General features: G+C 62.7%; 15 protein-coding genes and 1 tRNA gene. 7 read left to right on the top strand and 9 right to left on the bottom strand.

All coding sequences use genetic code 11. The features are described 5' to 3' along the window. Nucleotides 1-13 precede the first annotated feature (13 nt). A complete protein-coding gene (locus tag MesoLj_RS25740; RefSeq protein WP_202323004.1) occupies nucleotides 14-1072 on the bottom strand; it encodes a D-TA family PLP-dependent enzyme in 1059 nt (352 codons plus the stop codon). Between the two features lie 245 nt (nucleotides 1073-1317). Here MesoLj_RS25740 and MesoLj_RS25735 point away from each other — a divergent pair, with 245 nt between their 5' ends. Beyond that, nucleotides 1318-2004, top strand: coding sequence for a D-lyxose/D-mannose family sugar isomerase (locus MesoLj_RS25735; RefSeq protein ID WP_202323003.1), 687 nt, complete (start codon nucleotides 1318-1320; stop codon nucleotides 2002-2004). A gap of 663 nt (nucleotides 2005-2667) precedes the next feature. Here the strand turns inward: MesoLj_RS25735 and MesoLj_RS25730 are convergent. Together MesoLj_RS25730 and MesoLj_RS25725 are read right to left on the bottom strand one after the other, a co-directional pair. Next, the gene (locus tag MesoLj_RS25730; RefSeq protein ID WP_202327460.1) at nucleotides 2668-4353 is read right to left on the bottom strand and encodes a hypothetical protein; all 1686 of its coding nucleotides are present in this window, start codon (nucleotides 4351-4353) and stop codon (nucleotides 2668-2670) included. Between the two features lie 118 nt (nucleotides 4354-4471). Next, the gene (locus MesoLj_RS25725) at nucleotides 4472-5092 is read right to left on the bottom strand and encodes a hypothetical protein (RefSeq protein ID WP_202323002.1); all 621 of its coding nucleotides are present in this window, start codon (nucleotides 5090-5092) and stop codon (nucleotides 4472-4474) included. A gap of 247 nt (nucleotides 5093-5339) precedes the next feature. On the opposite strand from MesoLj_RS25725, the gene MesoLj_RS25720 reads away from it, so the two are divergent. Next, complete coding sequence (locus MesoLj_RS25720) at nucleotides 5340-5762, top strand: hypothetical protein (protein WP_244735161.1); 423 nt, start codon at nucleotides 5340-5342, stop codon at nucleotides 5760-5762. A gap of 903 nt (nucleotides 5763-6665) precedes the next feature. On the opposite strand, the gene MesoLj_RS25715 is transcribed toward MesoLj_RS25720, so the two are convergent. Both MesoLj_RS25715 and MesoLj_RS25710 read right to left on the bottom strand, forming a co-directional pair. Further along, nucleotides 6666-6739, bottom strand: a tRNA-Gln gene (locus MesoLj_RS25715). Nucleotides 6740-6981: 242 nt separating this feature from the next. Further along, the gene (locus MesoLj_RS25710) at nucleotides 6982-7914 is read right to left on the bottom strand and encodes a lysylphosphatidylglycerol synthase domain-containing protein (protein ID WP_202323001.1); all 933 of its coding nucleotides are present in this window, start codon (nucleotides 7912-7914) and stop codon (nucleotides 6982-6984) included. A 360-nt stretch (nucleotides 7915-8274) separates the two neighbouring features. On the opposite strand from MesoLj_RS25710, the gene MesoLj_RS25705 reads away from it, so the two are divergent. Beyond that, nucleotides 8275-9696 carry a Ppx/GppA phosphatase family protein gene (locus MesoLj_RS25705; protein ID WP_446720260.1) on the top strand — a complete coding sequence of 474 codons (1422 nt, stop codon included), beginning with the start codon at nucleotides 8275-8277 and terminating at the stop codon, nucleotides 9694-9696. After that, nucleotides 9693-10406: an RlmE family RNA methyltransferase gene (locus tag MesoLj_RS25700; protein ID WP_202323000.1), complete on the top strand. Its 714-nt coding sequence runs from the start codon at nucleotides 9693-9695 to the stop codon at nucleotides 10404-10406. Before MesoLj_RS25705 ends, MesoLj_RS25700 begins: the two co-directional genes overlap by 4 nt. Nucleotides 10407-10582: 176 nt before the next feature. On the opposite strand, the gene MesoLj_RS25695 is transcribed toward MesoLj_RS25700, so the two are convergent. After that, the gene (locus MesoLj_RS25695) at nucleotides 10583-12004 is read right to left on the bottom strand and encodes an MFS transporter (protein ID WP_202322999.1); all 1422 of its coding nucleotides are present in this window, start codon (nucleotides 12002-12004) and stop codon (nucleotides 10583-10585) included. A gap of 300 nt (nucleotides 12005-12304) precedes the next feature. Here MesoLj_RS25695 and guaB point away from each other — a divergent pair, with 300 nt between their 5' ends. The 3 genes from guaB to MesoLj_RS25680 are packed head-to-tail and all read left to right on the top strand — an operon-like array spanning nucleotide 12305 to nucleotide 14826. Beyond that, a complete protein-coding gene (guaB, locus tag MesoLj_RS25690; RefSeq protein ID WP_202322998.1) occupies nucleotides 12305-13807 on the top strand; it encodes an IMP dehydrogenase in 1503 nt (500 codons plus the stop codon). Then, a complete protein-coding gene (locus MesoLj_RS25685; RefSeq protein WP_244735160.1) occupies nucleotides 13758-14381 on the top strand; it encodes a hypothetical protein in 624 nt (207 codons plus the stop codon). The genes guaB and MesoLj_RS25685 overlap by 50 nt, the downstream gene beginning before the upstream one ends. 25 nt (nucleotides 14382-14406) lie before the next feature. Further along, complete coding sequence (locus tag MesoLj_RS25680) at nucleotides 14407-14826, top strand: MAPEG family protein (protein ID WP_140767997.1); 420 nt, start codon at nucleotides 14407-14409, stop codon at nucleotides 14824-14826. A gap of 7 nt (nucleotides 14827-14833) precedes the next feature. Here the strand turns inward: MesoLj_RS25680 and MesoLj_RS25675 are convergent, their stop codons facing one another. The 3 genes from MesoLj_RS25675 to MesoLj_RS25665 all read right to left on the bottom strand — a co-directional run bounded on the left by MesoLj_RS25675 (nucleotide 14834) and on the right by MesoLj_RS25665 (nucleotide 18354). Then, nucleotides 14834-15868, bottom strand: a complete 1035-nt coding sequence (locus tag MesoLj_RS25675) for an acyltransferase family protein (RefSeq protein WP_202322997.1) — start codon at nucleotides 15866-15868, stop codon at nucleotides 14834-14836. A 14-nt stretch (nucleotides 15869-15882) separates the two neighbouring features. Beyond that, nucleotides 15883-17034, bottom strand: coding sequence for a ribonuclease D (rnd, locus tag MesoLj_RS25670; RefSeq protein ID WP_202322996.1), 1152 nt, complete (start codon nucleotides 17032-17034; stop codon nucleotides 15883-15885). Between the two features lie 75 nt (nucleotides 17035-17109). Further along, nucleotides 17110-18354, bottom strand: a complete 1245-nt coding sequence (locus tag MesoLj_RS25665) for an MFS transporter (protein WP_140767991.1) — start codon at nucleotides 18352-18354, stop codon at nucleotides 17110-17112. Nucleotides 18355-18653: the final 299 nt, after the last annotated feature.

Raw genomic sequence — 18653 nt, 5'->3', positions numbered from 1 at the left:
CCGCCGAAAGACCTCACCCCATCAGCCCGCGTGCCGCCACCGGCAGCGTTTCCAGCACATTCTCGCCGTCGATCAGGTTGACCTGGTTGAACAGATTGGTGACGACACAGCAATGATCGGGCACCACGCGCACGCGAGCGCCGATGCGCAGTTTCGCGCCACCGGAAAGCGTGACGGTGCCATGCTCTTCGCTAAGCCCGGTCACCCTTGCGTCGGCAGCACCAAGCAACTCGCCAAAATCCTTTAGCCCGAGCGTGTCGCTGGACAGCGCCTTGCTGCCCGCATCGAGTATGGCACGCGTCGGCGTCGGGTGGCTGACCACCGTCGACAGCACCGTCAGCGCGCAATTGTCCAAGGTACCGACACCTTTGGCGACCTGATAGCGGTCGAGATAGATGTAAGTGCCGGGGCGATATTCGGTGACGACAGATGTATCGCCGGAGCGCCACATGTCCGGCGTGCCGCCGCTGGAGATGCGTTCGCAGGCGAGACCCGAAGCGGTCAGCGCCTGCCTGGCGTCGGCGAGCCACGCTTCGGCCTCCGCCGCGCGGCCAGCCGCCGGATAGGTCATCAGCCCGCCAAAGGTGAGGCCGCCGGCCTTGTCGATCACACGTGCCAGCGCAACCGCCTCATCAGCCGTCTGCACGCCGCAGCGGCCCATACCGGTGTCGCATTCGACCAGCACCGCGAGACGATGGCCGGCATCGGTGAAAGTGGCGGCCAGTCCTTCCAGCGTTTCCATGCTGTCCGCCGTGACCGACAGGGTGACGCGACCGTGCAGCGCCTTCAGCCGCTCCAGCTTGGCGCGTCCGAGGATGTTGTAGGGAAGAAAAATGTCGGACAGCCCGGCATCGGCCATGACCTCGGCCTCGCCGATCTTCTGGCAGGTGATGCCGACAGCACCCGCCGCCACCTGCTTTTTCGCCCAGTAAGGAAGCTTGTGCGTCTTGATATGCGGCCTGAGCTTCAGCCCGTTTCTGTCGGCATGGGCCTGTGCGCGGGCAATGTTGGCTTCGGCGCGCGCCGCGTCGATCAGGATCGACGGCGTATCGAGGTCGTGAACGGTCGGCATAGTCTATCACTCTGTGAGAATTCGCGAGGGGTTATGAGCCTGAAAGCGGGTGATGTCACGCGGCCAGCGAACCGGATCGGTGGGCCATACGCGCCTGGCGCAGCGCCGGGCACGCGCGAGATGGATCGACACCGCATCGGCGTTCGGCTATGCGATTTGCAATGCATGTCGCCCAAAGGTGCCCAGCGGTTTTGGGATGACGACATGCAACAACCTAAAGCGTGTCGACACGAAGGGTTACGATCATGAAACGCTCCGCCATCAATGACATCATCCGCGAAGCCGACGCTTTCATCCGCTCGTTCGGCTACATCATGCCGCCCTTCGCCTATTGGTCGCCCGAGGAGATGAAGACGCGCCAGGTCGATTCTTCGGCCATCTATACCTCGCGGCTCGGCTGGGACATCACCGATTACGGCCAGGAGAAATTCAAGGAACTCGGCCTGTTCCTGTTCACCGTGCGCAATGGCCGCTACGAGGACATGAAGAAGGGCATGGGCATGCTCTATGCCGAGAAGATCATGATCTCGCGCAAGGACCAGCTATCGCCCATGCACCGCCACAACATCAAGGCCGAGGACATCATCAACCGCGGCGGCGGCAAGCTGGTGCTGGAACTGTTCATGCACGATCGCGACGGCGGTATCGACCCCAAGGCGGAGGTGTCGGTGCCGGTCGACGGAACCATCCACAGGCTGCCGGCGGGCGGCCTCCTGAAGCTCGACCCGGGTCAGAGCGTCACTTTGCTGCCCGGCGTCTGGCACGCCTTCTGGGCCGAGGGCAAGGACGTGCTGATCGGTGAGGTGTCGACCGTCAACGACGATCTGACCGACAACGTGTTCCGCGAGCCGATCGGCCGCTTCTCCAACATCGACGAGGATGTTGCTCCAGTGCATCTGCTGGTGGCCGACTATGAGAAATGGCTGGGCTGAGGGCAGGGCGGCGGCGGTCGCCTATCGGCAGCTTTAATGGCAGCCTGGCGCCGGCAGCGCGCTCGTCCGGCACAGGTATGACCAAGGCTGGTCGCCAGTTTGAGCCACGGCGCTCGATGAAGCCGAGGCTTGAGGTGTGAAGGATAACTTTGCCGAGGCCCGAGGGTAATTGCGGCAGCCTCATCAAAATGGATGGCGACTCTCGTCGGCGCCTGTGGTGGCATCCAGCCCAGGTGGAGAGCGGAGACCCGGAGCGACAGGTGGTCCTCCGGTAAGGGGCCAACTCCCTCATTGAGTGGGCCTCTTTGCGCGCTCCGGCCGAGGAGAGCAGAGAATGCAGTATCCTGGCGAGTGGAACAAAAGGCTGCCTCGTGCTCAGCCAGAAGATGAGCGTCAGGCGCGGCTCGAGAAAACAGCCAGGCTCAAGCGGCTTCGCTCTTACGCTTCCTGGCTGGCGCCTGACCCACACGCTCAACTTCATGATGAGATAGACTGCTCTGTGCTAATTGAGGAAAACCGGTCAGGTCTGGCCTGATCAACGACAGCGCGTTTCGCGAGCCGATGGGCCGTTTTTCCAATGTCGACGACGGAGTCGCTTCGGTACACCTACCGGTGGTCGGCCATGAGACGTGGCGAGGCGAGGGGGGTACGCCTGCCGTAGCCTCAATGACAGCAGCTTGCCGCCGATTGCACGCTCGTCCGGCACAGGCATGACGAGCTGATCGCCACATCCGCCTTGGCCATCGCCTTGGCGAGCCTTGCCTGCAGGGCCGGCAGTTCTTCGCTTTCGCCGCGGCGCCTCAAGCATTCCACCAGCCCGTGCAGCGCCCAGACATTGTCCGGATGCTGGGCGCAGCGCTGCACCTTGGCGCTCAGGCCGAGATCGTCGCGATAGACCTGCTCGGCCTCCTGCGCATGGCCCTGGTCGAGCAGCAGCGCCGCCAGCGCATGGCGCGGCGGGTGCATCCACGCCCATGGCTCGGTGTAGGAAAGGTTGTCGTCCAGCTCGACCGCCTGCCGCAACTGGGCATAGGCCTCCTCGTGCCGGCCCTGATGGTAGGCGAGCTCGCCATCCAGCAAGGCGGCACCGACGGCCAGCGAGGCGCGGGTCGGGTTGCTGAGGAAACGCCGCTCGGCCGGTATGTTCTCCACATGCCGGTGGAACCGCTCACGCTCGCGCTCGGCCTCCATGAATTGCCTGAGCGTCGCATGCGCGACACCCTTGGCGTAGTGCTGCATGGCCGCCGTCAGTACATAGAGGCCGGGCTCTTCAACCACCGGTTCGTCGATGATCTCCTGCCAGCGACCGAAGCGCACCTGCACATGCGATTTCATCGCATGATAGCCTTCCACCGTTTGCGTGAGCTTGGGCCGGTCCTGGATGGCGACCACGTCTCGCGTCACCAGGCTGCGCACCTTGTCGGCGGCCCACAGGGCCGGCCGGTACTGGCCGAGGAACATGCAGGTGAACATCATCAGATGCAGGTCGTGGCAGCAGCCGAGCAGATAATAGGTCGGCTCGTCGGCATAGGCGAGATAGAGGTCGTTGGCGCGGACCGCCTTTTCGCTGGCGATCCTCGCCTTCTCATAGTCGCCGCACAACACATAGATATGTCCCGGCATGTGGTTCATGTGCCCGGCATCGGGGCACATCTCGCCGAGCCGGTCGGCCGAGCTAATGCCGCGTTCCGGCATGGTGGACATTTCCAGGAGATGGATATGCAGGTGCAGGATCGCCGGATGCTGTGCCGCGCCGGCCTCGTCGGCGAGCCGGATTGACCGCTCGCAAACCTCAAGCGCCTCGACGACATCGGAATTCGGCGCCGGTTCACCGGTCTTGAGGTTCCAAAGCCGCCGCACCGTGCGCATCATCAGCGCCTCGACCAGCAGCGCCATCACATCATGGTCGTCGGGAAACTTTTCATAGACCCGCCGCATCGCGGCGGCGTAGGCGTCATCCCACTGTTCGAATTCCTGAGAACTCACCCGGTGCGGCTTCTGAAAGCGGCTGGCAAGCGCCTCGATCAACCGCCTTTCGACCTCGCTGGCACCAGCCGCATTGGCGCGCGCCAGCTGGACATGCTCGAAGCACCGCTTCGTCGCGCTGTCGGCCTCGGCCTCGCCATGCTCCTTCCAGGTCAGGTTATAGAAAGGCCCGGCCGCATAGGCGATGCCCCAATGCACGAAGGCGCAGCCGGGATCCGTCTCCAGCGCCTTCTCGAAGCACTTGATGCCTTCCTCATGGTTGAAGCCGTAGCACCAGTTGAGCCCGATATCGAACCAGCGCTGGGTCTCGGTGGAGCGGGTGGAGATGGGACGGCGATAGGTGCCGAGGTCGAAGCGGTCCATGTGTTCCATTCAAAGTCTTGTCGGCTGCGAGCCAGGCCGTGGCCAGAGCCATCAATGTGTGCCGAAATCTCCAGCCATGGCAAACGCCATGAGCCGCACCGCCGGCACACCAGCCGCCTTAATTGGTTCCTTCGTTTTGCCAGCCGGCCAGGTCGGGCAGGTCGTCAAGCCAACTTTTCTCACTCATCAAGGCATCGCTGGCCTGTGGTGCAGCCTCCGTGGCGTTTTGAATGAGCCAGTCCATCCACTTCCGATAGGCAACCGCATCCAGTTGGGGCGGCAGCACCTTGGCCTTCAGCAGCATCCGCTTGCGGAAGCTGGTCTGCCGGCGGAGTTTGGTCGTCGTGAACTTGATGACCTTGCCTTGATAGTCAACCGTCCAGCGGTCGCCTCCAAGACTGACCAGGCTGTCGATGGTAAAACCGGCATCGACCGGTCTATCCCGCCAGGGAAGCTCGATGGCGTTCTTTCTCAGATCAAGAGCCCATCGCCTGTAGTCGGCACCGGCACGCTGCGGCGGCAGCACACCGGCCTGTTCGAGTATCTTCCTTCGGAAGGTAGGCTGCTTCTTCAACTGGCCGGTTGTGAACTCGACGCGATGCCCACGAAACTCGACATGCCAACGGATCCTTCCGTTGCCGACATACTTCACCAGCCTGTCGATGACGAATTCGCCATCGGGAAGCATCACGCAGCCTTGGCGGATGTTTTCAAGAATGAACTGGCTGTCAGTGGGCAATACGCCGCCTCTTGCACAAGATTTCTACGCAACTTAGCCATTGGAGCGCGCCAGCGGCCACCGATCTTTTTGCCTTGCAAATCTCACTGCCTCAAGCCGCTCAAAATGACACACCGTGCCTCTTCTCGGGGGGCGGGAAGCTTGATTCAGGTGCAGCGCATCACCCAGCCGCGCTTGCTGTCGGCTGCCTCAGGCCTTCCATCCTGACACGAATGTGCAAACCGTCGTGTTACCGTCCGATGGTGTCATGTCATCGATCGGATGGCCATCGAATCAAATGGGAGAGTTCGCCACGTCCGGGATCAACCGCCGCGCCTTGCTTTTCCATTCCGGCAGCGCAGCCGTCGCCTCGACGGTTGCGGCAACAGCACGGGGCACAGGGGCGCCGGGCCGAGACCAGGAACCGTCCGATAGACTGCGAGAACTGATTGAGGCGCACAGGACGGCATATGCGGCGTTCGGCAAGGCGCTGCACGGCATAGGCGGCGACTCCGACAGAGCCAGCCGGGAAGAGGAGAGGGCGCTGCTCGCCATCTGTGGCTATGCTGCGGTCGAGGAAGGCGATCGCCTGGCCAAGGCCCGGTATCTTTTGGATATCGAGGCGCGCGGCGAACTCGACCTCCCGGAGCATATGCAGGCCGTTCTTCGATCGACGATGTGGAAGGGATGAGGCGACCGGCACGCAACCGCAACAATGTCATCGCGCTGATGTGCGCGGCGGTTGTGGACTGTATATTCATGTCGCGGCAGCAGCCTCGCCGCCCGAAGCGAAGCTTCTAGCCGGCAGGTCTGCAGCCTGCCTACACCGGCTTGGCGTATTGCTCGGCGTTCCAAACGGGTGGCCCGGGATGGTCTGAATCAGGACATTGAATCTTGCGTAAATGGCTGATTTCACACGAAAAACAAAGAGTGGCTGGGGAACCTGGATTCGAACCAGGACTAATAAGTGGGATAACCACTGGACGCCGCCGATGCTCGCTTTCAAGGATCTGTGGTTTTCCTCGCCGAAGTTGATGCGGCCTGACGACTATGCGCCAGAGGTCGACGAGTAATGCAAAAGGCCCGCCACCGTGAGGCAGCGGGCTGCCACCGCGAAATTTTAGGGCACCAGGAACCCGCTGCAGATCGCTGCGTTGTCGGACATGGTCAAGAACATAGCCTTTGCTGCCTTCCTCGTCCAAATCGCCCTAGTGTCGGGTCTCATTACTCAGACGCTGCTTTTTGCTTCCTCGCCCACCCAGGCAGCAAGCCCGCAACAACTGGTAGTGACACCCGTTGCCCCAGTCGCCACTGATGAGGAATGCTCCAAGGCAACTTGGCCGGAAATCCCCGAGCATTGTCTCGTGAGGGTCGATGCACGAAAGCAAGTCACAGTGCTCGTTCAGTCGACTGCCAAATAAGAAAGGCCCGCCACCGAAGCAGCGGGCCAAACCTTGGTTAGGAACGGTATTCAGAGCCCTTGGCGGCTCGATAGTGGTCAAGCCAGTCCGCTGCTCGGAAGCTGAACGCGACATAAACGCGACATGGAGGGTCGGTAGGTCTATTCGATATACGCTAAGTACTTGAAATTGTTTGGCTGGGGAACCTGGATTCGAACCAGGACTAACGGAGTCAGAGTCCGTGGGTCTACCGTTAACCTATTCCCCAGCAGGCGTGGTCATGAACCGCGCGGGCCGAACGGCTGAGCCGCTTGAGCGCTGCCTTGTAGCCGCCAGCGGAAAATAGTCAAGCCTGCTTTGCGCTTCAATTTCGGCATTGGCACAAGTTTGCGCTGCCCCTCATCAGCCTGCCGGCGTTCGTCGTTCGAAAGCCTAGCAGTTGGCTTTCCGTCCGCTGTGCCGACCACGTCTCAACTCCCCGTGAACGGGGCTACGTCTTCTGGCCGTGCGTCAACTCTCCGTCCGGCTGAACTGCGAGCGCTCGAAGAACAGCACAATGCCCAGGCCCAGAAACAGCGGGATGATGAGATAAAACAGCCGGAACACCAGCAGCGCCGCCAGCACGCCGACCGGGTCCATGTCCGAAAGCCCGGCTAGGAACACCACCTCGAACACGCCCAGCCCGCCCGGCGCGTGCGAGATCTGGGCGACGGAGAAGGAGACGAGGAAGACGCCGAGCACGACGAAATAGCCGGGATTGTGGGCCTCGGGCAGGGCGAAGAAGATGATGGCGGCCGCGGCAAGCAATTCGACCGGGCCGATCAGCAATTGCCTGGCGACGATCGGCAGCGCTGGGTAGTGCAACTGGAAGCTGGCGATCTTCAGTGGGCGCAGGTGCAGCCAACTGCCGAATATGTAGGCGGCGACCAGAAGCAGCATGGCGATGCCAGCCGCTTCCGACAGGCCGTGATGGGCGATGCCCGAAAAGCGGTCGATGATCTGAGGTTCGAACACCAGCACGAGGCCGGAGGCCAGAATCGTCGACAGCACGAAGGTGATCCAGCAGATCGCCACCAGCACGCCGACATCCTGGCCGGTCAGGCCCCTTGTGCCATAGGCGCGGTAGCGGATGACGGCGCCGGAGAACACCGAGCCGCCGATATTGTGCGACAGCGCGTAGGTAGTGAAGGAGCATAGCGTCACGAACAGCCAAGACACACGCTTGCCGATATGGAGCAGTGCGATGTGGTCGTAGCCGGCAAGCGCGGCATAGGCGATGACCGAACTCAGCGCTGCCAGGATCCAGCCGCGGGTTGGAATGGCGGCGAGCCCGTCCCAGACATCGTCGAGCGAAATGCCGCGCAGTTCGTGCCAGAGCAGCAGCAGCGAGAAGATCACCGCGGCGATGCCGACGACCGGCCAGAAATAACGTCTCCAGTTCATTGCCTGACTGCCATGCGCTGCGTGTCCGCTTCCTTTTCGCCTGGTGGTGGAAGGCCGGTTGCCCGCGACTTCCGTACATTTCAGAAATGCCTCATTGAAGCCGGCTATTCAACCGCGAACACTTGTCGCGCCGCAGCCGGCAAAGATTCGCCCGCAGCGAAGATGGCGCGAAGGCGCCGGCATGCGGTGACAACATCGGCTTTGACAGGAGATTGTCTTCGCCGGCATCGCGTGCCAACCGCAGCCTCGCGGGCACATTTGGCGGCGGAGCGAAAGGCGGTTCGCGTCCAGCCGGCAAAATTCGGCGTGCGGCTCTTGGTGATCGGGCACGGCACTGTTAGTCTGGCGGCAACTTGAAACATGCCAAAGCGCCTGCTGCGTCCGTCACCGGTTCGCGCGGCGCCGGAAGGAACGACAGTGGAAGACCGCGACACCGGCGCAGGCGCGTCGGAGGTGGGCGCGTCCAGCGCTTCCCCAGGGCCATCGGGCTCGGGGACAGCCGGTTGGCAGCAACGCCGCCCGACGGAGCCGCGCTCCGCCGACGGGCAGGCGGGCGACGCGACCCATCACCAGAAGGGCAAACCCAAGAAGCGGCGCAAGCGAAGGCGCGGGCGCAAGGTTTTCGCGCGCGACGAAGCGCAGGACAATCGATCGCCGGTGCCAGGCAAGGCTGCCGCTTCGGCCGTGGAGCCGAAGCAGCAGCTGGCCGGCCCAGCGATCTCGCCCGTTCTCCAAGCGCCGCGCCACGAGCAGGGCACCCGCCGGCCGCCGCTGCATGAGCTTCCCGTATTCGCCGCCCTCGACCTCGGCACCAACAATTGCCGGCTGCTGGTCGCTGTTCCCACGCGGCACGGCCAGTTCCGCGTCATCGATGCCTTTTCGCGCATCGTCAGGCTGGGTGAGGGGCTCACCGCCAATGGCCGGCTCGGCAAGCCGGCGATGGACCGCGCCGTCGAGGCGCTGAAGGTCTGCGGCGACAAATTGCGCAGCCGCAAGATCAGGAAGGCCAGGCTGATCGCCACGGAAGCCTGCCGCTCGGCCGAGAACGGCGTCGAGTTTCTTGAACGCGTCGAGCGCGAGGCCGGGTTGAAGCTCGAGATCATCGACCGCCAGACCGAAGCGCGGTTGGCGGTTTCCGGCTGCGGCTCGCTGGTCGAGCGTGACACGCAGGGCGTCGTCCTGTTCGACATCGGCGGCGGCTCTTCCGAAATCGCGCTGATCGATCTCACCGGCCGCCGTTCCCCACGTCTGGCCAACCACATCGTCTCGTGGACGTCGCTGCCGGTCGGCGTCGTCTCCCTGGCGGAGCGCTTTGGCGGCCGCACCGTGACGCGCGAAATCTTCACCGCCATGGTCGACGACGTCGCCGGCCGGCTGGCCACTTTCGATGGCCGCGACCGGCTGAGCCATCTCAAGGCCAGCCCCAACTTCCACCTGCTCGGCACCTCCGGCACGGTCACGACGCTGGCCGGTGTTCACCTCGATCTCGAGCGTTACGACCGGCGTCGGGTCGACGGATTGTGGATGGACCGCGACAGCGTCGACCGCATGGTGGAGAGACTGGTGGGCTGGGATTTCCAGCAACGCTGCGCCAACCCTTGCATCGGTGCGGACCGCGCCGATCTGGTGCTGGCCGGCTGTGCTATCCTGGAGGCGATACGCGCCGTCTGGCCGTCGGAACGGCTGCGCGTCGCCGACCGTGGCCTGCGCGAAGGTATATTGAGCGAGCTGATGGCCGATGACGGCGTCTGGCGCAACGATGGGCGTGGTGGCCGGCAATGACCAAGAAACCGGAAAACCCAGGGTCCGCCGGCATTCGTGTGCTGAAGACGCGGATCAAGAAAAAGAGCGGCCTGAAGGAATCGTCGCGCCGCTGGCTGCAGCGCCACATCAACGATCCCTATGTCCAGCGGTCGAAGGCCGACGGCTACCGCTCGCGCGCCGCCTACAAGCTGATCGAAATCGACGACAAGCACCATCTCCTGAAACCCGGCATGAAGGTGATCGATCTGGGCGCTGCCCCCGGCGGCTGGTGCCAGGTCGCGGCCACGCGCACGAAATCGACGGCGGAAAATCCGCATGTCGTCGGCATCGACTACCTGGAGATGGATGCCGTGCCCGGCGCCCCGGTGCTGTTGATGGATTTTCTCGATCCGGATGCACCGCGCAAGCTGTCCGAGGCGCTGGGCGGCGATCCCGATGTCGTGCTGTCCGATATGGCCGCACCCACCACCGGCCACAAGCGGACCGACCACATCCGCACCATGCATCTTTGCGAGGTGGCCGCCGATTTTGCGCTGTCCGTGCTGAAGCCGGGCGGGCATTTCCTGGCCAAGACCTTCCAGGGCGGCGCCGAAAACGAGCTGCTTTCGATGCTGAAGAAGAATTTCCGCTCTGTGCATCACGTCAAGCCGCCGGCCTCGCGCGATGAATCGGTGGAGCTGTATTTGTTAGCGAAAGACTTTAAAGGGCGAGAAACAGCCGGCGAGTAGCGCCTTCCCTTCTCCCCTTGTGGGAGAAGGTGGCCTCGCGAAGCGAGGTCGGATGAGGGGTGTTCCAGCTTGGCAATACGCTTGCGATCAGCGCCTCAATCCGTCACGCACCCCTCAACAGTCTCGGCGCTGCGCGCCGATCCACCGTCTCCCACAAGGGGAGAAGGGAAGGAGCCTCATTCCCCAGGTGATCTCACCGGTTCCAGCGTCTTGGGCGTTGTCAGCCGGCCATGGCCGGAGACGGCGTTGCCCGCATCGGGCGCCAGCCGCATGAACGACAGCGATGCCGCCGCGGACACCGCCGCCACGATGAAGAAGGCGATATGGAAATCGCCCAGCGTCAGCGGGCCGCCATGGATCGAGGTCGAGACCTCCAGAATGCCGCCGGCGAGCGCCACGCCGAGCGCGATCGACAGCTGCTGGAACACCGCCGTGATCGGCGTTGCCTTGCTGGTGTCTTCGGCCGACACCTCGGCATAGGAGAGCGCGTTGACGCCGGTGAAGAACATCGAGCGGATGAAGCCGCCGACCAGCAATATGGCCAGCATCAGCACGTAAGGTGTTTCGGGGGTGAAGAGGCCGTAGATGGCGATCGATGCGGCGGCGACCAGCGAGCCGACGATGAGCACGCGGCGGAAACCGGCAACGCGAAAAATCAGCGCGGTGACGAATTTCATGCCGATGGCGCCGATCGCCGAGACGAAGGTGATCATGCCGGACTGGAACGGCGTCAGCCCGAAGCCGATCTGGAACATCAGCGGCAGCAGGAACGGCACCGCCCCGATGCCGATGCGGAACAGCGAGCCGCCAAGCACCGACGAGCGGAACACCTGGTTGCGGAACAGTTCGAGTGCCAGCAGTGGATTCCTGGCGTGGCGCGCGTGCATCAGGTAAAGCGCGCCCGACAGCAGCCCGACGGCCACGGTGATGAAGCCGGTCGCCGGCGGCAGATAGGGCAGGCTGACCACCGACAGGCCGAACACCACACCGGAGGCCGCCACCCCGCTCAGCACGAAGCCGACGAAATCGAGCGGCGGCGTCTCCATCGATTCGGTCTCCGGCAGGAAGCGCGTGGCCAGCCAGATACCGATCAGGCCGATCGGCACATTGATCAGGAATATCCAGTGCCAGGTGAAGTAGGTGGTGATGAAGCCGCCGATCGGCGGGCCGACCAGCGGTCCGACCAGGGCGGGAACGGTCAGCCAGGACATGGCGGCGACCAGGTCGCTCTTGGGCGTGGCCCGCACCAGCACCAGGCGCCCGACCGGCGTCATCATGGCGCCGCCGATGCCTTGCAGGAAGCGCGACACCACGAAGGCCGGCAGCGAACCTGACAAGGCGCAGGCGACCGAACCGACGATAAACACCGCGATCGCGGCGCGAAAAATATTCTTGGCGCCGAAACGGTCGGCCATCCAGCCGCTGATCGGAATGAAGATCGCCAGCGACACCAGATAGGCCGTCAACGCCAGCTTGAGCGCGATAGGGCTGGTATGGATGTCGACGGCGATCGCCGGCAACGATGTCGCGATGACGGTCGAATCCATGTTCTCCATGAAAAGTGCGACCGCCAGGATGAGCGGAATGGTGCGATTCACGAGCGTGACCGTTTCAAATTCTGTTTCCGGCCCAATTCTCGTTCAAGAAAGGGAGGGAGCCGATACAGGGGCGCGGTTATCACGGCTGGACACCAATGTCGTGTTAATTTGCTGTCACTTTTGTGCGACTGCAACCAGTGGTGGCGCCGGATCACGCGATAACGCTGTTGTGCGATGCAACGATCGGCTTTTCATCCGCGGCGCGACGTGTTACCAGCCAGCGCCAATCCTGAAAGGGAAGAACGAGTCGGCGCTGTCCATCCCGGTCCAGCGCTTTTTCCGCATTCTAAAGGGCTGGCCATGGCAAAAATCATCGAAACGTCCACCGGCGCACTGGCGCTGACTTTTGACGACGTGCTTTTGCAGCCGGGTCATTCCGAGGTGATGCCCGGCGAAACCGATGTCCGCACCCGCATTGCCGGCGACATCGACCTCAACGTGCCGATCCTGTCCGCCGCGATGGATACCGTCACCGAGGCGCGTCTTGCCATCGCCATGGCCCAGGCCGGCGGCATCGGCGTCATCCACCGCAATTTCTCGCCGGCCGAACAGGCCGAACAGGTGCGGCAGGTGAAGAAATTCGAATCCGGCATGGTGGTCAACCCGGTCACCATCGGCCCCGACGCCACGCTGGCCGACGCGCTGTCTCTGATGCGCACCTATTCGATCTCGGGCATTCCGGTGGTCGAGAACGGCGGCACCGGCGGCCACAAGACCGGCCGGCTGGTCGGCATCCTGACCAATCGCGACGTGCGCTTCGCCTCCGATCCGGCGCAGAAGGTCTACGAATTGATGACCCGTGAGAACCTGATCACGGTCAAGGAGAATGTCGACCAGGACGAGGCCAAGCGGCTCCTGCATCAGCACCGCATCGAAAAGCTCGTCGTCGTCGACAAGAAAGGCAACTGCGTTGGCCTGATCACCGTCAAGGACATCGAGAAGTCGCAGCTCAACCCGCACGCCACAAAGGATGCGCAGGGACGCCTGCGCGCGGCGGCTGCCACCAGTGTCGGCGACGATGGCTTCGAGCGCGCCGAGCGCCTGATCGACGCCGGTGTCGACCTTCTGGTCATCGACACCGCGCACGGCCACTCGCAGCGCGTGCTGGACGCGGTGACGCGTGCCAAGAAGCTTTCCAACTCGGTTCGCATCCTGGCCGGCAACGTCGCCACCGCCGAAGGCACGCAGGCGCTGATCGATGCCGGCGCCGACGCCGTCAAGGTTGGCATCGGCCCCGGCTCCATCTGCACCACCCGCATCGTTGCCGGCGTCGGCGTGCCGCAACTTTCAGCCATCATGTCGGCCGTCGAGACGGCGCACAAATCAGGTGTGTCGGTGATTGCCGATGGCGGCATCAAATATTCCGGCGACCTTGCCAAGGCGCTCGCCGCGGGCGCCAGCGCCGCCATGATCGGTTCGCTGCTGGCCGGTACCGACGAAAGCCCGGGCGAGGTCTATCTGCACCAGGGCCGCTCCTTCAAGGCCTATCGCGGCATGGGTTCGGTCGGCGCCATGGCGCGCGGCTCGGCCGATCGCTACTTCCAGGCCGAGGTCCGCGACACGCTGAAACTGGTGCCGGAAGGCATTGAAGGCCAGGTCCCTTACAAAGGACCTGTGTCTGGCGTGCTGCACCAGCTTGCAGGCGGGCTAAAAGCCGCTATGGGTTATGTTGGTGGCCGCGACCTTGCCGATTTCCGCGAGCGCGCCACCTTTGTGCGCATATCCAACGCCGGACTTCGTGAAAGCCACGCCCATGACGTCACGATTACCCGCGAAAGCCCGAACTATCCCGGCGGAGCCTGAGCAATACGGGCTCGGGCGAAGCCTGACCGCGACGGTCCTGCGGCTGTCTCGTCACGCGGCAGCGCTTTGTTTCCTGTCGGCGTCGGTTTTCATCACCATGACGCTGATGGAATTCTTCTATTTCCGTCAGTTGAGCGGCGGGCTGCCGTCGCTAGACATGCGTTATTTTGGCTTCACGCCCGACGAAGGCATGGCCTGGCTGACGGCGCTCGGCCGGCGCGGCGGCGAGATCATTCTCGTCTGGCACTACCTTACCTTCGATCTCTTGTTCCCGGCGCTGCTGTCGCTGACCTTGGTGAGCCTGATCCTGGCCTCCGGCCGGCGCCTGAAGAATTTCCGCGTGCTGCCGCCGCAGGTGCAGTCGATCTTCGCGCTGGTGCTGGTGCTGCCCTATACGCTTGCCGACTATGCCCAGAATATCGCCGTGGCGCGCCTTCTGTCCGATTTCCTGTCGGCCAACCCGGATTCGCTGTCTTTCGCCTCGTCGCTGATCGTCACCAAATTCGCGCTTCTTGCCATACCGGTGGTCGTCATCGCCGCTTTCTGGCTTATGGGCCAGAGACCCCAGGCTTGATGCTGGACAGGGCAGGGGAAACGTCATGAACCAGACCGCGATCTTCTGGCCGGTTCTGGCGCATGTGCTGCTGATCTACATCGTCTACGGCGTGTTGGGTCGTCGCAGATATGGCGCAGTCAAGTCAGGCGAGGCCAAGGTTGGTCAATACAAGGTCCGCTCGACCGAGCCGGCTTCCAGCGTCACCGTTGCCGCCAATCTCAGCAACCAGTTCGAACTGCCGGTGCTTTTCTATGTGTTGTGCCTGACGCTGCATGTCACCAACGGCGTCAACTATCTGACCCTGGCACTGATGTGGATTTTTGTCGCCTCGCGATGCTTCCACGCCTGGGTTCATCTGACCAGCAACAATCTGCTGCTGCGCAGCCGCTCTTTCTCTTTTGGAGCAGTGATCATCTTGTTGGGCTGGATCTGGTTCGCCCTGCATCTGCTGGGTGTGGCCTGAGATAGAGTCACGCCGAGGTCGCGGTCCTCGACATCAAGCGTGCCGCATGGATTTCGATCCTCCGTCGAAATCTATGCTCGACCGCCCATGCGATGAACGCGGCAATGGCCACCACGGTGCAGAACGCTATGCCTATCCGGACATACGGGGAGCCGATCCACGGAGCCAGCCATCGTATGATTGCGACACCGACATTCTGGTGCAGAAGATACAGGGGATAGCTGATCAACCCGATGTAGCTCACGCCTCGCCAGATCTTGATATCGCGCAACTGAACCCCGATGACACCAAGAATTGAAAGCGCGATGACCCAGGCACTGAATGATGAGCCGCCCCACAGCTTGATGACGACCACCAGGCACCCGGCCGTCACGACCGTCTGGACAGCCCGGGTCGATCGCCTCGCCGCGATGCCCATCAAAAAGAAGAGGCTGTAGGGGAAGAAAAAATATGACGTGGCGATGCCCTTGAAGGGATAGATCAAGGCCTGATGGTCACTCCACAACCCTGAAAACTGTGCAATCGCACCCAGAACGGTAAAGCCGGTGAAGAGTGCGAGAACACGATCTGGCCAGAGATGGAAGATCAGGCCGAACACAAAGTAGAATTTTGCTTCCTCAAGCAGCGACCAATAGGCGCCGTCGACAAGCGGCGTTGGAACAAACAAGGGTACCCAACTTGCGTTTTCCAGGCCGTCGAGCGCTGAAACGTCTCTGCCCGGAAGCCCCAAAGCCGCAACCACGACCAGCGTAACCGCGATGCAGGCGATGAGCGCGGGCTCCAGCCGCGTAAATCTCTGCAGCCAGAACATCCACACGGTTCCAGCCCGCTCGGCTGTCATCGCGATGCAGTAGCCGCTGATGATGAAAAAGAGGTAGACACCAACCACCCCTTGCCACGGCAGTTCCATCTGGTGATCGAACCGGATGTAGTCGGCGGGGAAGCGGGACGTGTAGTGGAAGATCAAAACCAGCATCACGGCGATTGCGCGCAATGCGTCGATCACCTCGTATCGTCGGTTCTCATCCTGATCCGAACCCATCGGCCGGAAAGCCTCTAAAGGTCGAACACCGCGATCTTGCGTTTGTCGAACTTGATGCCGATCTCGCCGCGCACCAGCTTCAGCGCCTGTTCGCCGAACACGGCACGCCGCCATCCTTGCAGCGCCGGCACATCGGCGTCCTCGCCCTCGGCCGCGATGTGATCGATGTCGTCGCTGGATGCCAATACTTTCGAGGCCACGCCCTGCTTCTCGGCAATGATCTTGAGCAGCACTTTCAACAGTTCCGCCGCGGCATTTGAGCCTTCCGGCGGCTGAAAGTTCTTCGGCAGTTTCGGCATCTGCTCCTTGGGCAAGGCCAGTGCGGCATTGACTGCCCCAAGCAGGGCTGTCGCCGTCGAGGAGCGCTCCCAGCCCTTGGGCGTGGTGCGCAGCTTGGCAAGCGCCGCCGCGTCACGCGGCGCCTGCTGCGCCACCTCGTAGATCGCGTCGTCCTTGAGCACGCGGCCGCGCGGTACGTCGCGTTCCCTGGCCTCGCGCTCGCGCCATGCCGCCACGGCCTGCACGATCGCCAGTTCCTGGGGCTTGCGCAGCCGCATCTTCAGCCGCTTCCAGGCGTCCTCGGGATGCGGATCGTAGGTCTCGCGCGAGGTCAGTACATCCATCTCTTCGTTCAGCCAGTGAGCGCGGTTTTCCCGGGTCAATTCGGCGCTCAGGTGCTGATAGACCTCGATCAGATGGGTGACGTCGGCCAGCGCGTAATCGAGCTGCTTGTCGGACAGCGGCCGGTGGCGCCAGTCGGTGAAGCGCGAAGATTTGTCGAGCCGCGCACCGGTGATGCGCTGCACGAGCTGGTCGTAGGAAACGCTGTCGCCAAAGCCGCAGACCATCGCGGCGACCTGTGTATCGAACACCGGATGCGGCACCAGATCGCCGAGATGGACGATGATTTCGATGTCCTGCCGGGCGGCATGGAAGACCTTCACCACCGCCTCGTTGGCCATCAGCCTGAAGAAGGGCGCCAGGTCGATGTCAGGCGACAGCGGATCGATCAGCGCCGTCACGCCTGGGGCCGCCATCTGGATCAGGCACAGGATGGGCCAGAACGTCGTTTCGCGGATGAATTCGGTGTCGACGGTGACGAAATCCGACTTTTCGAAAGCGGCGAGAACAGTCTCGAGTTCTTTCTGGGTGGTGATGACGTGCATCAAATCGCTTTTGGCAGGAGTAAGGTCTTCCTAGATTTCAGCCGGAAAGGCTTTCGTCAAGCTTTGGCGCCTCCATCATGGGCTTCCCGGGTCGTCTGAATCACCATTCCGTCTGGCCAGCCGCGCGAAAATGGTGGAGGTGCGCAACAGAGCGGTGAAGCGGCTGCGTTTGCCAAGGGGCACGCCGGACCGGGCCTGCATGCGATAGAGGATGACGGCGATGAAGATCGCATAGACGATGGCGCTGAACACGAACAGCGCGCTCGGCCCGAAATACTGCATCGCCGTGGAGGCCGCGAACGGACCGCCAATGGCGCCGAAGGAGTAGAACAGCATCAGCGCCGCATTGATCAGCACGAACTCGCCTGTGTCGGCGCGGTCGTTGGAATGCGCGGCCGACAGCGAATAGAGCGGCATGGCGAAACAGCCGAAGATGAAGATGATGACGAAGTTGAGCAGCGGATTGCTGCCGGCGATGAACACCAGCGCCAATGCCGAAAGCATCGCGCAGCAGGTCGTTATCAACAGCACCCGGCGTCGGTCCCAGCGGTCGGACAGATAGCCCAGCGGATACTGGATGATGGCGCCGCCGAAGATGCCGACGCTGACGAAAGTAACGACATCGGCGACCGACATGCCGATCTGCTCGGCATAGACCGGTGACAGGGTGCGAAAGGCGCTGTTGGTGACGCCGACGGCAATGCAGCCGAAGCAACCCAGCGGCGAAATGCGCCAGACGCGCGCCAGGTCGAGCTTGACCTCCTCCGGCGGTGTCGGGTTGGAGCGGTCGCCGAGTGACACCGGCACCAGCGACAGCGTGATCATGATCGACATGATGGCGAAGATGGTGAAGCCGCCGGCGCCGAAGATCGGAATCAGGAACTGAGCGCCGGTTACGGAACCGGTGTCGACCATCCGGTAGATCGCCAGCACGCGTGCGCGGTCGTGATTGCTGACGCCGGAATTCAGCCAGCTTTCAACGATGGTGAACAAACCGGCGAAACAGAAGCCGCCGGCAAAGCGCACCGCGCACCACATCACCGGATCGAGAACCAGCACCAGCAGCAGGGTGCCGGCCGAGGCGATCGCGGCCAGCGCCGAAAACGCCCTGATATGGCCGACCGCCTTCATGATGCGGGTGATGGCCAGGCAGCCGAGCAGGAAGCCGGCGAAATAGAAAGTGCCCATCAGGCCAATGTCGGAAGCGGAAAACCCCTCCTGCGCGCCGCGCAGCGCGATCAGCGTGCTCTGCAGCCCATTGCCGCCGAGCAGGATGCCTGCGGCGAGAAGAAGCGGGATCAGCGGGCGGATGGAGGACATGAAAGGCGATCACGTATCAGTGATCCCTTCTTGAACCATTGCCTCCATCAATGCCAGCGGCAATTCCCGCGCTGTTCAGGATGCGAGCCCACGGATTTAGAGAATCGCCGGATGCGATTTGACAGATGCCTTTCCATTCAGTCCGCTCCCGGACAGTGCCTGCGGGGAATGAACGTTCTGCGCCCGGGGGTGTCGACGGTCTTCAGCCGCCGTATGGCAACCGTATCCACAACATCCTGCTAAACGTCGCTGAGGATAGGCATGCGATCTTCAACGGCACCTCGCTCGAAAGCCTTGGG

This window comes from Mesorhizobium sp. 113-3-9 (assembly GCF_016756515.1).
Classification (GTDB): domain Bacteria; phylum Pseudomonadota; class Alphaproteobacteria; order Rhizobiales; family Rhizobiaceae; genus Mesorhizobium.
The sequence above is the reverse complement of the archived record's forward strand: the minus strand, read 5'-3'. Positions and strand labels throughout refer to the sequence as shown.

Bases quoted from the DNA above. Each gene is read 5' to 3' on its own strand.
- MesoLj_RS25740 (WP_202323004.1), bottom strand. From the start codon at position 1,072: ATGCCGACCGTTCACGACCTCGATACGCCGTCGATCCTGATCGACGCG.
- MesoLj_RS25735 (WP_202323003.1), top strand. From the start codon at position 1,318: ATGAAACGCTCCGCCATCAATGACATCATCCGCGAAGCCGACGCTTTC.
- MesoLj_RS25730 (WP_202327460.1), bottom strand. From the start codon at position 4,353: ATGGACCGCTTCGACCTCGGCACCTATCGCCGTCCCATCTCCACCCGC.
- MesoLj_RS25720 (WP_244735161.1), top strand. From the start codon at position 5,340: ATGTCATCGATCGGATGGCCATCGAATCAAATGGGAGAGTTCGCCACG.
- MesoLj_RS25710 (WP_202323001.1), bottom strand. From the start codon at position 7,914: ATGAACTGGAGACGTTATTTCTGGCCGGTCGTCGGCATCGCCGCGGTG.
- MesoLj_RS25705 (WP_446720260.1), top strand. From the start codon at position 8,275: ATGCCAAAGCGCCTGCTGCGTCCGTCACCGGTTCGCGCGGCGCCGGAA.
- MesoLj_RS25700 (WP_202323000.1), top strand. From the start codon at position 9,693: ATGACCAAGAAACCGGAAAACCCAGGGTCCGCCGGCATTCGTGTGCTG.
- guaB (WP_202322998.1), top strand. From the start codon at position 12,305: ATGGCAAAAATCATCGAAACGTCCACCGGCGCACTGGCGCTGACTTTT.
- MesoLj_RS25685 (WP_244735160.1), top strand. From the start codon at position 13,758: ATGACGTCACGATTACCCGCGAAAGCCCGAACTATCCCGGCGGAGCCT.
- MesoLj_RS25680 (WP_140767997.1), top strand. From the start codon at position 14,407: ATGAACCAGACCGCGATCTTCTGGCCGGTTCTGGCGCATGTGCTGCTG.
- MesoLj_RS25675 (WP_202322997.1), bottom strand. From the start codon at position 15,868: ATGGGTTCGGATCAGGATGAGAACCGACGATACGAGGTGATCGACGCA.
- rnd (WP_202322996.1), bottom strand. From the start codon at position 17,034: ATGCACGTCATCACCACCCAGAAAGAACTCGAGACTGTTCTCGCCGCT.
- MesoLj_RS25665 (WP_140767991.1), bottom strand. From the start codon at position 18,354: ATGTCCTCCATCCGCCCGCTGATCCCGCTTCTTCTCGCCGCAGGCATC.